This window comes from Rhizobacter sp. (assembly GCA_021153565.1).
In the GTDB taxonomy this organism is placed as follows: Bacteria; Pseudomonadota; Gammaproteobacteria; order Burkholderiales; family Burkholderiaceae_C; genus Albitalea.
In genome coordinates this window covers 1-14694 of sequence record JAJKJU010000327.1, presented here as the reverse complement: position 1 = coordinate 14694, position 14694 = coordinate 1, and the positions used below count along the sequence as shown (strand labels likewise).

The window sequence follows — 14694 nt, the reverse complement described above, 5'->3', positions numbered from 1 at the left end:
CCGACCTGGCTGCGTCAAGCTCAGGCTTCGGCGATGCAGCAATGATTCAATCCCCATAGCACCACCGCCATACGGGCGGTTCAGTGCAACGGGATCTTTAGTCTACCGGCCGCGGCGGTCACGCCGTGCCGTCAGTGCAGACCCGGGTGCCGCGTCCGCCAGGCTAAAGACTCTCTGCATTCCAGGCTAAAGACTCTCTGCATTATGACAATGACTGTCGAGATAGTGGGTTGTTGAAGCCGGCGGGCTCGCGCCTGTTATGTCCGGGACTTTTCAACGGACTGCTCGACAGGCGCGCCCTGTCCCGCGTCGGCAATCGTGTAGTCGGGGTTCAATCCCTGCGCTTTGGCGTCCATCAGATGCAAGCCCCAGTGTCGCCGTCACGGTGCGTCTCGGCGGCCAGCAGATAGCAGAACGTCGACATCTCGCCGTGCAAGCCCACCCGAACGCCCGACAGCGCGATGCCGGAGTTGATCACGCCGGCCTGAATCATTGCCCGGATTCTTCCTTTCGACAGCGCTCAGGACAGGCCATTCGACAGGATTGAGGACAAGCTTGTGAGCGCCGCGGCAGGCTCATATGGCCTGCGCAAAGTGGGGCTGTTGATTCTGCATTGCGGCCTGTTCAGAGCACCGGTCGATCGGGCAAAGCAAGACGCAATGGTTGCGTAATGGCGTGGCTTCACGCACTTTCAAGAGGGTCGGCGTTTCGTCCGCGCCGCGAGCCTCGACGCATAGCGCGAGCAGGTGATGCTCGGTGGGCCGCATCTGACAGAACTGCCAACGCGAGGGCACATCGCTGAGGTCAGGTGCGAATTCGATCGAGACGGTGCGCGGCTCGTCCAGATGAAATGCGAACTGGTCGAGTGGAATCGACAGCCCCATCCCGCGCGCCTTGATGTAGCTTTCCTTGAGGGTCCACAGCTCCCAGAATCGCGTCGCCTGTTCCTGCGGCGACAGGCGCTGCAACGACCGGATTTCATGTGTAGAGAAGAAGCGCTCAACGATCTCCAGCGCGGCGCGTCGCTGCACGCATTCAACATCGACACCGAGTGCGCGGCCGAGGCTGACACCGACGATCACGAGGCCGTCGGTGTGGGAGATGTTGAAGGCGAACCGCTTCTCAAGGGTTGCAGGGACGACGATGCGCGGCTTGCCATAACTGTCCGCTTCGAAGCGCCATTCATGAGGGGCAACCGGCGCATAGCGCGACAACACCTCGCGGACCAATGCTCGCGTCACCAGATGGCGATGCCGGTCTTTCTCGAAGTGAAAACGAGTGTTCTGTGCAAGCTCGTGCTGAGTCAGCAGCGCGTAATACTGCGCTGCCAAGCCTGAGTCGACACGATCGGTGCGCGTGAACCAGATATCGACTTGCCCCGCGGGCAGGTCAAGCATCGGCTCGGTGCCTTGGTTCAGAGTTCGTAATGACACAGTTCCTCGCGAATAGAAATAACATTATTCGTCGATGGCAATGGGGGCAGGCCAAATCGACTTTGGCGAAGACGCGACTGTCAAAGACCCGACCTCCAGGCCCATCTTTCTCAACTGAGCATTGAGGCGATGCTAAGTGATTGATTTGCTTGGGCGTGAACATAAAGGTCTTCACTACATGGCTGCAGAGGGCCGGTGCTGTTGTGGCATTTGCAAGGAAGCGATCTTCGGTCGTGGCTGTTCGGGCAAAGCCAACTTCACGCAAAGCTTGGGCTCGCCTACCTTGTAGTCGAGGCTACGTGAACTCGAGCAATCTGGCCGGACGCGGGGAAGCATCTCGGTGGTGCCGACGCAGCGCTGGGGCTGGCGCAGCTACGGGGGGCGACACGGCGACGAAGGCCAACAAGAGCTTGAGTAAGTCGCTCATCGAGTGCGTGGATGTGTTTGACCACGCCTTCTTTGGCCTGCCTGCCTAGTCCTAGTGAAGACGCAGGAATGAAAGTACGCGCTGCAAAAACGTGGGCTGTGTCGGAATGATCGTCGGCAACGGCGATGGGCGGCGCATTCGAGGGCTTGCACGCCATGACGACTTGCTGGAGGGTATTGAAAAAGCACTGATGGGACGAACGACACGCATGAGTTCATTGCAAACGATGCGTGCGCTCATGTCGATCCCGTCGTTGAGGGGGGTCGGGATGAGGCAACGACCAATTTGATTTGGTCTCAATATGCTGTATATATTAACAGTGTGCGCCGGGAAGCCGGTAATGAGTCAGGTGTGAGAGTCCTCGACAGCAAAGGAGTGCGATTCATGGTTTCCCCGAATCATCGTCAGGCATCGCGAGGCGCAAGGCGAAGCGTGCACGCATCCGTCGGAATGCCTACCGGGCGGTGCTCTCGAGACCCGTGCGTGAAAGCATTCCGTGGTCACGTTACGGATCTTTGGCGGCGAGCGCTCAAGCCTCGCAGCCCGAAGTACAAGACGACGTGGCAACGAGCGTACAAGCTGGCCCCGGCTTGTTCGCCGCGGGCTCGCATCCTTCATCCCTGGCCAAACCAACGCTTCGACCCCACCCACCCAAGGCAGGAGCCCGGTGCGCGAATTGCGCACGTCGGGATCGGTGCGGAAAGCGCCCGGTAAAGGGTGGCTCTATCGCCATGCGACACGATCGAACCATCAAGCTCATTCCGGACGGTCCGATGCCCGAGCCGGTGAAGGGACGCGGCACCACCTGGGCCATCGAACACCGCTACACCTCGCTCGCCAGCGAAACCTTTGATGACGGTTGGGGAACCATCGATCAAGCCGTGCAGGAAGAACACATTCCGCCCGCCACGCAGATCATCGAAGAGCGGGTCAAGTCCATTCTGTCCAGCAATGATTCGCCCGACGTTCATTTCGACCTGTCTGTGAATCCCTATCGCGGATGCGAGCATGGTTGTGTCTACTGCTTTGCGCGGCCTACACATAGCTACCTCAACCTGTCTCCAGGCCTCGACTTCGAGACAAAGATCATTGCGAAAGTAAATGCGGCAGAGAAACTGCGCGAAGCCTTGGCGAGCCGCAGCTACCAGCCCTTGATGCTCAACATAGGCTCGGCCACCGATGCGTATCAACCCATAGAACGAAAGCTGGGCATCACACGATCGGTGATCGAGGTGTTGTCGCAATGCAGTCATCCCTTCTCGATGGTCACCAAATCTTCGGGCATAGAACGCGACCTCGATCTTGTGGCGCCGATGGCCGCGCGAGGGCTGGTTGCCGTGTACTTGTCGATCACCTCGCTCGATCCGAACCTCGCGCGCATCCTCGAGCCGCGGGCGGCGGCGCCGCATCGGCGCTTGAGAACCGTCGAGACCTTGGCGAAGGCGGGTGTCCCGGTAGGCGTGAGCGTGTCGCCGGTGATTCCATTCATCAACGAACCAGAAATCGAAAAGATCCTGCAGGCGGCGGCGAACGCGGGTGCGACTTCGGCGTTCTCGATCGTGCTGCGCCTGCCATGGGAGGTTAACCCCATCTTTCAGCACTGGCTGCACGAGCACTTCCCTGACCGCGCTGCCCGTGTCATGGCGCGTGTGAGAGAGATGCGAGGCGGCCAGGACTACGACTCACGTTTCGGTGCCCGCATGAAGGGCGAGGGCGTGTGGGCGCAATTGCTCCAGCAGCGCTTCACAAAAGCAGTGACGCGGTTGGGATTGAATAGAACGCGGATCGAGCTCGATCTGACGCAGTTCAAGAAGCCGAAATTGCCGCGAAAAGATGGGCAGGCGGAGTTGTTTTGAGAACTGGTGGCTGCGCCGAATCAATCACGCACATCCGGTTCGAAGAAGATCCAGCGAAGCTCCGGGAAGGCGTCGCGCAAACCTTTTTCCACCCGGTTGATGGAATCCACCAGGGCGATGTCACTGGTCTGCGGTGACATCTGTGCTTTTACCGCCAGCATGACCTCGCTGCCCAGCTGCTGCGTGAGAAGGTTGAAGACTTTGGCCACATCAGGCTGAGCTTCGAGGTGAGAGCGCATGGCGGCCACCACGTCTGGCTGAGCGCTCTGGCCGACGAGCAAGGCCTTCACCTCGGTGCCGACCAGAATCGCGACGATGACCAGCAGCACTCCGATGGTGATCGAGCCAATGGCATCCCACATTGGATTTCCAGTGATCATCGACAGCAGGATGAAGCCGAGCGCAAGGGCGAGGCCGCCCAAGGCCGCGATGTCTTCACCAAGCACGACAAGCAATTCGCTCTGACGCGAACTGCGGAACCAGTGCCACAGCGATTGCGTGCCGCGGTCCTTCTCGATTTCGCGCAGGCAGCCCCACAGCGAAGTGCCCTCTGCCGCGATGCTGAAGACAAGGATGCCGACCGCCACCCATGCGTACTGCACAGGCTCGGTGTCGTGCAGCTTGTGAATCCCCTCGTAGATGGAGAACAGGCCGCCCATGCTGAAGAGCATCAATGCAACGATGAAGCTCCAGAAATAGATGGCCTTGCCGAAGCCGAGCGGATGGTCGGGCGTTGGGGCACTCTTGGCCTCACGCAGTCCCCAGATCAACAGCGCCTGATTTCCACAGTCGGCATACGAATGGATCGATTCGGCGAGCATTGACGACGATCCGGTAAAGACCGCGCCAGCCGTCTTCGCTACGGCGATCGCGAAATTCGCGCCCAGCGCGAAGAGGATGGATTTGAGCGAATCGGCTTGTGCGGACATGATTTCCGGGGTCGTCGTGAAGGAAGGCTAACTTATGTTCATCGCAGCGCACACTTGGCAGTGATGTCCCAAGCGGTCTTGTACTCAGACGAGCGCGCACCGACCAGGCCGAGCACCGTATGGAACAGGTTGTCGTGGCTGAGCGCATCCTTGGTCTGGGCGGCGAGGCAGGACGTCAAAGGATCTTGCGCCGGCAGCCACATCAGCATCGGCACGTGCGTCTGCTCCCGAGGCGCGACGGCGTATGGCAGCCCGTGCAGGTACAGATTGTTTTCGCCCAGTGATTCGCCGTGATCGGACACGTAGAGCATCGCTGGTGCGTAATCTGCCTCATGGGTCTTCAGCCAATCGATGCCCAAGGCGAGCACATGGTCGGTGTACACGATGGTGTTGTCGTAGGCATTGACGAGCGCGCTCTTTTCGCACTGCTGCAACACATTCGTCGTGCACTCGGGCAAGAAGCGCTTGTGGCTCTGCGGCGAGCGCTTGTAGTAGGCGGGCCCGTGGCTGCCCATTTGATGCAGCACGAGCACCACACCTTTAGCGCGCCGTTCAGCGGGAAGCGCAGCAAGCCGCTTGTCCAGGCCGTGTATCAAGGTTTCGTCCAGGCATTCGCCTTGCGCATCGCACAGGCTTTTGGCCCCTGTCTCATCACCGGCGACCGCTTCAGCCGCCATCGCATTCGGCACGCGCGCGCACAGGCCTTTGCATCCTGCCTGGTTGTCCAGCCACAACACGGCATAGCCGGCGCGTTGAAGCACATCGAGCAGATTCTCCTGGTCTCTATCACGCTTCTCGAAGGCCTTTCGACCGAGGTGCGAGAACATGCACGGCAGGGACGCCGCTGTGCTTGTTCCGCACGAACTCACCTCCGTAAAGCTCAGCACCTGCCGGTCCGCCAGTTCGGTATTGGTCGGACGCGAGTAACCATTGAGCGAGAAGTGATCTGCTCGCCCCGTCTCGCCGACCACGAGCAACAGCAATGGTGGCCTTGCCGCCGCAGTTCGGGGCAGCGCCTTTGCGTCTAAGCCGATAGCCATCGGCGGCCCGGCCGGCTTCGCGCCGCTTTGCGCAGCAAGCACGCCGAGGGCAAAGAAAGAGTTGAGCGGGTTGATCAGATAGCGTACCTGCTTGTGATTGCGCATCGTTGCCGAGAGGTCAGCGAAGAGCGCGAAGACGATAGCCACAACAAGCGCCAGCGACACGATGACGGCGATCGCATTGCGTCCGATCTGCCTGAAGACCGAGGTGGGGTTCGCCCGGATCCGCCACAGGGCCCACAGCGGCAAGCCTGCGAGAAGAAGCACCGTGCCCACCATGCGCCAACTCAGGAGGTCACGCGTTTCGCGCGCATCGGTCTGCAGCACGTTGACCATCATCGTCGGGTCGATGACTACGCCATAGGTACCCATGAAGTGCGCGCCGAAAGCAGCCGCCAGCAGAAAGAGGGCCGCGACAGGCTTGACGGTGTGGCGCGTAGCGAAGACCGCGAGCAGCGCGAACGTGAGGGCAATGACCGCGACCGCAAAGCCGAAAATGAAGACCGCCCCTCGCCCCGATGACATCTCGGGCAGTGTGGCCAGCGTGCGCCAGAGCGGAAAGTTCGCGAAGCTCCCGATCCAGGCGGCAACGAGCAGGGCGATCGTGGAGGGATTCAGCGCGGAGAGCAGGCGAGGCATCCGCCTATTGTCCCGCGTGTTCTTGCGTTCTCGGTTCTCAGGTTCTCAGGTTCTCAGGTTCTCAGGCTCAATCCGCCCGCCGACCGCCCGCCTTGCTTCGCGCCGATCAACGCGCCTTGGCTGCAATATCGCTGCACCAGTTCCTTCGCACGTGTTTGCAGGCCGGCCACATCGGCGATCTTCTCGTGGTGCCGTTGCGCCACCAGGCTGGCCAATTCGATGAGCTTCGCGTTGCGCGTCTCAGCACCTTGGGCAAGCAGCGCCTTCACCGCTTCGCCCGGCGCACCCTTCATGGCATGCCCCATCGCCCTCTCGGCCATGGCGGAAATGCCTGCATGGCATTCGCGAACGATGGTGGCGGTGGGCTCCGTCCCTTGGGCCGATGCGATGATCATTTCCATCGAGGCGCGTGACACGCAGAATCGTTGCGACACGCGTTTGACCTCGCCGGGCATATCTTCGAGCTCGATCTCCTGCGAATTGAGCCGCGCCCACAGGGCGACCACATTGCAAGCCGCCTCCATGTCCATGTCGGGGCTGTCGACCTCTGCACTCAACTCGCGCAGCATGCGCATGGCCTCGGCCACCTTCTTGGCTTGCATGGCTCGCAAGGTCTCAATGACCTTGGCGAAGCGCATGAGCCGCTTGCTCTCAGGGGTGCGCCCCATTCGGCGTGTCAGGTGATCACGGGTTCGCAGCAAACCCTTCGCGTCTTTAGCATCGAACTGCAAGAATGCGAGCAACACCAGCGCGTGGTCGTCGAACATCTTCGATGCCACGCCGATCACGCAGGCGCGATCCAGTGCCGACAGTGCGTAATCGTACTGGCCGGCATAGAAGGCCAGAGTGCCCGCGTGCAGCAAGCGCGTCACGCTGCCGGGAGTCAATATCGCGCCCTTCTGGTAGATCTCGAATGCGGCGTGCATCTCGCCTTGCTCGACGAGCACGCGGCCCAGCACGTCGTATGAATCGGCGTACTGCGGCATTTCGCCGATCAAGGCGTCGAGCGTGCGCCTGGCCGGGACGATCTGACCTGACGCCAACTGCGTTCTGGCGATACCGAGCTTGGCCCAGGGCAGGGCGCGCGCCTCGACGACGGCGGCATACAGGGCCTGGGTCTGTGCATGCATGCCGAGCCGCAAATAGAGCTCAGCGCCGATACGCGCCGCATACAGCCAATACTCCGCGCGCTGCTCGAAGCGCGCTTGGCACAGTTGTGCCGCGGCGCTGAAGTCGCCGCACTCGATCGCTTCGAAGATGTGCCTGAGCACACGTTTGCGTTGCCTGGCCTCGCGCACGCGGTTGCCGAGGCTCGTCGCGTTGTGTGGCTTGAGCAGGTAGCCGTCAAGGGCAGATTCGGCGGCTTCGGTGACCTTGGCGTAGGAAGCCTCTCCAGTCACCATCAGAAACACGGTGGAAAAAGGCAGCAATTGCTCGCGGCGCAATTCATCGAGCAAGTCTTGCCCGGACATGTCGCTGCCGTCGAAGTGGTAGTCGCACAGCACCACGTCGAATTGCCTGTTTTCGAGGAGAGTCCGCGCGTCCTTGACTCGGCCGGTCTGCACGACGGTACCCATGCCGAAATCGCGAAGCTGTGCTGTAAGCACGCTTCGCGAGGTCGGGTTGCCGTCGATGACGAGGGCGCGGCAGGTATGAATGTCGTGGTCGAGGCGGGACATGTTTCGGGCGTGGCTGCCTCGTTATCGGCAGCGACGCCCGCTTACTTGAACAAGTCCTTCACCCGGTCAGACCATGACTTTGAGTTGGGCGAATGCCTGTCACCACTCTTGCGGAAGGACTCGTCCAGCTCCTTGAGCAGCTTGCGCTGATGCTCGGTAAGCTTGACGGGTGTCTCGACCTGCACGTGGCAATACAAATCGCCAGGGTAGCTCGAGCGCACGCCTTTGATGCCCTTGCCGCGCAGCCTGAACGTCTTGCCGTGCTGCGTTCCCTCGGGCAATTCGATCTCGGCCTTGCCGCCCAGCGTCGGCACCTCGATGCTGCCGCCCAGCGCCGCTGTCGTGAGCGACACGGGTATCGTGCAGTGCAGGTCGTCGCCGTCGCGCTCGAAAATCTCGTGTCGCTTCATTCGGATCTCAATGTAGAGATCCCCCGGCGGCCCGCCGTTGGTGCCGGGCTCGCCGTTGCCGGCCGAGCGGATGCGCATGCCTTCGTTGATGCCCGCCGGAATCTTCACTTCCAGCGTCTTGTTCTTCTTGATCTTGCCTTGGCCGTGGCATGTCGTGCAGGGCTCAGGGATGATCTTGCCCGTGCCATGGCAGTTCGGGCAGGTCTGTTGGATGCTGAAGAAGCCTTGGCGCAGGTGCACCGTCCCCGATCCGCTGCAAGTCGAGCAGACCTTGGGCGCCGTGCCCGGCTTCGCACCGGAACCATGGCAGGTCTCGCAAGATTCCCAGCTCGGGATGCGGATCTGAGATTCCTTGCCGACGGCAGCTTCCTCGAGCGTGATTTCCATCGCGTAGCTCAGGTCGCTACCGCGGTACATCTGGTGGCCCGCGCCGCGGCGTTGCCCCGCAGCGCCGCCGCCGAAGATGTCACCGAAGATGTCACCGAAAGCCTCGGCAAAACCGCCGAAACCTTCCGCGCCCGGGCCACCCCGGAAGCCCGCTCCACCCATGTTCGGGTCCACGCCTGCGTGGCCGTACTGATCGTATGCGGCGCGCTTTTGGGCGTCGGAGAGCATTTCGTAGGCCTCCTTCGCCTCCTTGAAATGCTCCTCGGACTTCTTCGCCCCGTCACCTTGATTGCGGTCGGGGTGATGCTTCATGGCCAGCTTGCGGTAGGCCTTCTTGATGTCGTCCTCACTGGCGTTTTTAGCCACTCCCAGGACTTCGTAGTAATCGCGCTTTGCCATTGCTCAATCCGTCATGCCAACTCAGAGTCTTTGAAAACGAGAACGCCGCGCCGAGATGCCGACGCCGTCGGGACACTCGTGCGCGGCGAAGACGCCGGGGCGGCGCGCCGTCCCGGTGTCGACCATCATTTGCGGTCCTTGACTTCCTTGAACTCTGCGTCGACCACGTTGTCGTCGGCCGCCGCGTTCGAGGCCTTGGGAGGCTCGTTCGCCGCTTGAGGGCCGCCTGCGGCGCCTGCCGCGCCACTCGCTGCCGCGGCCGCCGCCTGCGACTCGGCGTATACCTTCTCGCCAAGCTTCTGGCTCGCCATCACGAGGGCTTCGGTCTTGGCTTCGATGTCTGCCTTGTCTTCGCTCTTGAGCGATTCCTCGGCGGCCTTCAGCGCGGCCTCGACCTTTTCCTTCTCGTCAGCATCCAGCTTGTCGGCATGTTCGGCAAGGCTCTTTTTCACGCTATGGATCATCGCGTCGCCGGCGTTACGCGCCTGAATCAGCTCGAGCTTCCTTTTGTCCTCGGACGCATTCAGTTCGGCGTCCTTCACCATCTTCTGGATCTCTTCTTCCGACAGGCCCGAGTTCGCCTTGATGGTGATCTTGTTTTCCTTGCCAGTGCCTTTGTCCTTGGCGTGCACGTGCAGGATGCCGTTGGCGTCGATGTCGAAAGCGACCTCGATCTGCGGCATGCCGCGTGGAGACGGCGGAATGCCTTCGAGGTTGAACTCGCCCAGGCTCTTGTTGCCGGACGCCATCTCCCGTTCGCCCTGGTAGACCTTGATGGTGACGGCCGGCTGGTTGTCGTCGGCTGTCGAGAAGGTCTGCGCGAACTTGGTCGGGATGGTCGTGTTCTTCTGGATCATCTTCGTCATCACGCCGCCGAGCGTTTCAATGCCCAGTGACAGCGGTGTGACGTCCAGGAGCAGAACGTCCTTGCGGTCGCCGGCCAGCACCTGGCCTTGAATGGCGGCGCCAACGGCCACCGCTTCGTCAGGGTTCACGTCCTTGCGCGGGTCTTTGCCGAAGAACTCCTTGACCTTCTCCTGCACCTTGGGCATGCGGGTCATGCCGCCCACGAGAATCACGTCGTCGATCGCACCCACAGCCACGCCTGCATCCTTGATCGCGGTGCGGCAAGGCGCAATCGTGCGCTCGATCAGCTCTTCGACCAGGGCTTCGAGCTTGGCGCGCGAGAGCTTGATGTTCAGGTGCTTGGGACCCGATGCATCGGCCGTGACGTACGGCAGGTTGATGTCGGTCTGCGCGCTGTTCGACAACTCGATCTTTGCCTTCTCGGCTGCTTCTTTCAGGCGCTGCAGTGCGAGCACATCCTTGGACAGGTCGACACCCTGGTCCTTCTTGAACTCGGAAATGATGTAGTCGATGATGCGCTGGTCGAAGTCTTCGCCACCCAGGAAGGTGTCGCCGTTGGTGGACAGCACTTCGAATTGCATCTCGCCGTCGACGTCCGCAATCTCGATGATGGAGATGTCGAAGGTGCCGCCGCCCAGGTCATACACGGCGATCTTGCGGTCGCCCTTTTCGTTCTTGTCGAGGCCGAAGGCAAGCGCTGCCGCGGTCGGCTCGTTGATGATGCGCTTGACGTCAAGGCCTGCAATACGGCCGGCGTCCTTGGTGGCTTGGCGTTGCGAGTCGTTGAAGTATGCGGGCACGGTGATGACAGCTTCGGTCACCGGTTCGCCGAGATAGTCTTCAGCCGTCTTCTTCATCTTGCGAAGAATTTCAGCGCTGATCTGCTGCGGCGCGAGTTTCTGGCCGCGCACTTCGACCCAAGCGTCGCCGTTTTCTGCGGCCACGATCTTGTAAGGCATCAGGTCGATGTCCTTTTGCACTTCCTTCTCGGTGAACTTGCGGCCGATGAGGCGCTTTACCGCATAGATGGTGTTCTTGGGGTTGGTGACGGCTTGGCGCTTGGCCGACGCACCGACGAGGATCTCGCCGTCTTCCTGGTAGGCCACGATCGATGGCGTGGTGCGAGCACCTTCGCTGTTCTCGATCACTTTCGTGTTGTTGCCTTCCATGATGGAGACGCACGAATTCGTGGTACCCAAGTCGATGCCGATGATCTTTGCCATGTTCTGTTCTCCTGAAAACGGGGGTGTTCGGTTGTCTTCGAGTTGTGGATAACTATTATTTTTTCAAGGGACTCGATCTCGTGGATCGATCCTTTGGTCCACGAATCATTTCGGGGCGGTGACGGTCACCAATGCGGGGCGAAGCACGCGGTCGGAGATCAGGTAGCCCTTTTGAAGCACGGTGACGACCGTGTTGGGTTCCTGGTCGGCGGGCACCACGCTGATGGCCTGATGCTGATGCGGATCGAACTTGGTGCTGGCGCTCGGGTTGATTTCAACGACCTTGTTGCGCTCGAGGGCGGCACTGAGCTGGCGCAGCGTCGCGTGTACGCCCTCGAGCAATTGCTCGGGCGTTGCCGCCTGGATGGCGATGGCGGCTTCGAGACTGTCTTTGACTGGAAGCAGGCTGTCCGCAAAGCTCTCGATGGCAAACTTGCGGGCCTTGGACATCTCTTCCTCGGCGCGGCGACGGGTGTTTTCGGCGTCGGCCTTGGCTCGAAGATAGGCGTCGGCCACTTCTGCGTGCTTGGCCTCGAGCTCGTTGAGCTTTTGCTGCGCGTCCGACGCCGGATCGGGCGCCGGGATGTCGGCCGACTGCGGCTGTGCCGTGAGGTCTTGCGGCGCCGTTCCCTGGGATTCTTGAGTGTTTTGCTCTGTCGTCATATCGGTACTCGTTTCCACAGCGGCCGATGTTGGGCCGGCTTTACGTCTTTCAAGGGGTGATCTGAACTTCCATCGCATCGTATCCAGATGGGTCCAAACGCGCGCCGATCAACCCAGAACATGACCCGATACGGGGAAATTGTTCCGGGTCATGTTTTTATTCCGGATCTGCAGTGGCGCTCCAGCGGTTCCAGTCGGCAAGCTTTCGGCGGTCCCGCTTCGTCGGGCGGCCTTGCTCGATGGACTGCGAAGGCTCGGCGTTGAAGCGCCGCTCCTGGGCCTGTTCAGCGCGCCTGGCGATGCTTTCGGGCGTTTCTTCATAGAGTTGCTGAGCAATCGGCGCCGGACCTCTCATCTCGCTGAGCCGCTGGACGCGCACTGTGCGGACGACGCCCTCGCGGCGCATCTCGATCCTGTCGCCCACGTGCACCGATCGCGCGGGCTTGACGGCTTGGTCGTTGACGCTCACGCGGCCCTTGCCAATTTCATCTACGGCCAAGCTCCGCGTTTTGTAGAACCGCGCCGCCCAGAGCCACTTGTCGAGCCTGACTTCATCCATTACGACAATCGTAATCCCCGTTCAAATGAGAGTCTTTGCAAGCAAGGGTCAACGTTCAGCACCGATGGCCAGGGCACGCTCGCGCTGGGCGGCGAGGGCAGATGCATCGTCGCTTCCAGTGGTCGGCCAGCCCTGCAGCTGGCGCAAGGCCAGCGCGGACAACGCGACGATCCATTCATGCTGATCGTTCAGGCAAGGGATGTAGTTGAACTCCCCTCCGCCCGCCGACAGGTAAGACGCGCGCGCTTCCTGATCGATTTCTTCCAAGGTTTCAAGACAGTCGGACGTGAATCCCGGGCACATCACGTCCACGCGCTTCACGCCTTGCTTGGCGAGTTCGACGAGAGTGGGCTCGGTGTAAGGCTGCAGCCACTGCGCCTTGCCGAACCGACTCTGAAAGGTGACGACCACCTGCCCGGGTGTGAAGTTCAGGCGATCGGCCAAGAGCCTTGCCGTCTTCTGGCATTCGCAGTGATAAGGGTCGCCCAGCAGCAAGGTGCGCTTGGGCACTCCGTGAAAACTCAGCACAAGTTTCCCGGGGCGCCCGTGCGTCTTCGAGTGATCGATGACCCGTTTGGCGAGCGCGTTGATGTAGCTGGGGTCGTCGTGATATCGATTGACAAACCGCATCTCGGGCAGCGATCGGCGCTTGCCGGCCCATTGAAACACCGCATCGAACACACTTGCGGTGGTCGCTGCGCAGTACTGCGGGTACAGGGGCAACACGAGTACGCGATCAACGCCTTCGGCCTTGAGCTCATCGAGCGCAGAGGCGATGGACGGGTTGCCGTAGCGCATCGCGTAGCGCACGGCGACTCGGTGCCCGCGCTGGCCGAGGTAGCCCGCGAGCAGCTTCGATTGCTTCTCTGTCCATACGCGAAGCGGCGACCCTTCGGGCGTCCAGATGCTTGCGTACTTGGCCGCTGACTTCGCCGGCCGGACCCGCAGGATGATGCCGTGCAGGATGGGCCACCAAGCAATGCGCGGAATCTCCACCACCCGCGGATCGCTCAGGAACTCGGCAAGGTACTTGCGCAGGGCCGGTGCTGTGGGCGCGTCGGGCGTGCCGAGGTTGCACAGCACGACTGCCGTGCGTGGTGATTTGGCCGCAGCACCGTGGCGATGATCGGGTTCGGGCGCAAAGCGCATGCGTGAAGTCCGGACAAGAACGGGAGGGGGAAAGCGCGGAATTATCCGCGAGGCGTCACAGCGGTGCGCCCGAAACAGCTGCCATGTCCACACGGGCCGCGCAGATCTCATCCAAGTCGCTCATGATCTTCGCGATATTGATCGGCTTGGACCAGTAGCCGGTGAAGCCCGCCTCGGCCGCGCGTTTCACGTCGTCGGGCATGGCGTCGGCCGAGCACATGAAGGCGGGCACCTTGGCCAGACCGGGTTCGCATCGCAGGGCACGCAAGAGTTCGAAGCCGTCCATGCCCGGCAGGTGCGCGTCAAGCACAAGCACGTTCGGCGTCCAGCTGCGCACGCGATCGAGTGCCTCGGCACCGTCCTCCGCGATACGAAGCTCGATGCCGTCACGAAGGCGAATGGCCTCTTCGAAAAGGATTGCGTTGATGCGGTTGTCTTCGACGTAGAGAATGCGCATGACAGAGATGATGGAGGTTTCCTTGCTCAGTCGCTCGAAGGATTGGAAGAGTCGTTCCAGTTGCGCCGGCCTTGATTCCCAAGCCGTTGGCCTCGCCGCTCAGGCGCAGGCGCGTCGGATCAATGTCGGGCTCGACGGACCAACGCACGATGCTCGCCGGCGTTGGCGAGCTTGCTTCGTCGGCAGACAAGACTGACGGATTCATGGGGGCGCAAGGCGGCAACTGTAGCGGACAATGTGCCGCTGACACCCCAGGCTTGTAGGGGCTCCACGCCTTGCCATGACGCCAGAATCCATTCCGCTGATCCGAGCAGTCACCCTCGACCTTGACGACACCTTGTGGCCCATCGCGCCGGCTATGGCGCGAGCAGAAACCGTGTTGCATGCGTGGCTTGTCGAGCATGCGGCGCATACCGCCAAGCGCTTCGACATCGTGGCGCTGCGCGCGATGCGAGACGAAGTGGCGCGTGGCCGGCCTGAGAGGCTGAGAGTATTTCGATCATGCCCGCTCATCACGCCAAAAGCCCCCTGCTCGTCGTTGCAAATGCTCGCCATAGCCAAGCTATGGCTGCGCTTT

General features: G+C 61.3%; 12 protein-coding genes and 1 pseudogene. 2 read left to right on the top strand and 11 right to left on the bottom strand.

The annotated features are described in order from the left end of the window. Positions 1-355 precede the first annotated feature (355 nt). On the bottom strand, positions 356-493 hold the full coding sequence (locus AC30NL_RS20295) for a hypothetical protein (protein ID WP_489465794.1): 138 nt from the start codon (positions 491-493) through the stop codon (positions 356-358). A gap of 82 nt (positions 494-575) precedes the next feature. After that, on the bottom strand, positions 576-1397 hold the full coding sequence (locus AC30NL_RS20290) for a 4'-phosphopantetheinyl transferase family protein (RefSeq protein ID WP_489465793.1): 822 nt from the start codon (positions 1395-1397) through the stop codon (positions 576-578). Between the two features lie 1194 nt (positions 1398-2591). Between AC30NL_RS20290 and AC30NL_RS20285 the strand changes: the two genes are divergently transcribed. Next, positions 2592-3716: a PA0069 family radical SAM protein gene (locus tag AC30NL_RS20285; protein WP_489465792.1), complete on the top strand. Its 1125-nt coding sequence runs from the start codon at positions 2592-2594 to the stop codon at positions 3714-3716. A 20-nt stretch (positions 3717-3736) separates the two neighbouring features. On the opposite strand, the gene AC30NL_RS20280 is transcribed toward AC30NL_RS20285, so the two are convergent. The 9 genes from AC30NL_RS20280 to AC30NL_RS20240 form a co-directional block, all read right to left on the bottom strand. Continuing rightward, a complete protein-coding gene (locus AC30NL_RS20280; RefSeq protein WP_489465791.1) occupies positions 3737-4645 on the bottom strand; it encodes a cation diffusion facilitator family transporter in 909 nt (302 codons plus the stop codon). Between the two features lie 38 nt (positions 4646-4683). Continuing rightward, positions 4684-6324 carry a phosphoethanolamine transferase gene (locus AC30NL_RS20275; protein ID WP_489465790.1) on the bottom strand — a complete coding sequence of 547 codons (1641 nt, stop codon included), beginning with the start codon at positions 6322-6324 and terminating at the stop codon, positions 4684-4686. Between the two features lie 53 nt (positions 6325-6377). Continuing rightward, positions 6378-8003, bottom strand: coding sequence for a response regulator (locus AC30NL_RS20270; RefSeq protein WP_489465789.1), 1626 nt, complete (start codon positions 8001-8003; stop codon positions 6378-6380). 41 nt (positions 8004-8044) lie between these two features. Beyond that, positions 8045-9199: a molecular chaperone DnaJ gene (dnaJ, locus tag AC30NL_RS20265; RefSeq protein ID WP_489465788.1), complete on the bottom strand. Its 1155-nt coding sequence runs from the start codon at positions 9197-9199 to the stop codon at positions 8045-8047. 125 nt (positions 9200-9324) lie between these two features. Next, entirely contained in the window at positions 9325-11289 is a 1965-nt protein-coding gene (gene dnaK, locus AC30NL_RS20260) for a molecular chaperone DnaK (protein ID WP_489465787.1), read from the bottom strand. Positions 11290-11394: 105 nt separating this feature from the next. After that, entirely contained in the window at positions 11395-11952 is a 558-nt protein-coding gene (gene grpE / locus AC30NL_RS20255; protein ID WP_489465786.1) for a nucleotide exchange factor GrpE, read from the bottom strand. 157 nt (positions 11953-12109) lie between these two features. Then, on the bottom strand, positions 12110-12511 hold the full coding sequence (locus AC30NL_RS20250) for an RNA-binding S4 domain-containing protein (protein ID WP_489465785.1): 402 nt from the start codon (positions 12509-12511) through the stop codon (positions 12110-12112). Positions 12512-12559: 48 nt separating this feature from the next. Then, positions 12560-13660 (bottom strand): ferrochelatase, encoded by a 1101-nt coding sequence (gene hemH / locus AC30NL_RS20245; protein ID WP_489465784.1) that lies wholly within the window; start codon positions 13658-13660, stop codon positions 12560-12562. Between the two features lie 55 nt (positions 13661-13715). Beyond that, the gene (locus AC30NL_RS20240; protein ID WP_489465783.1) at positions 13716-14117 is read right to left on the bottom strand and encodes a response regulator; all 402 of its coding nucleotides are present in this window, start codon (positions 14115-14117) and stop codon (positions 13716-13718) included. Between the two features lie 280 nt (positions 14118-14397). Here AC30NL_RS20240 and AC30NL_RS20235 point away from each other — a divergent pair. Further along, a pseudogene (locus tag AC30NL_RS20235) lies at positions 14398-14694 on the top strand (hypothetical protein); the annotation flags it as partial.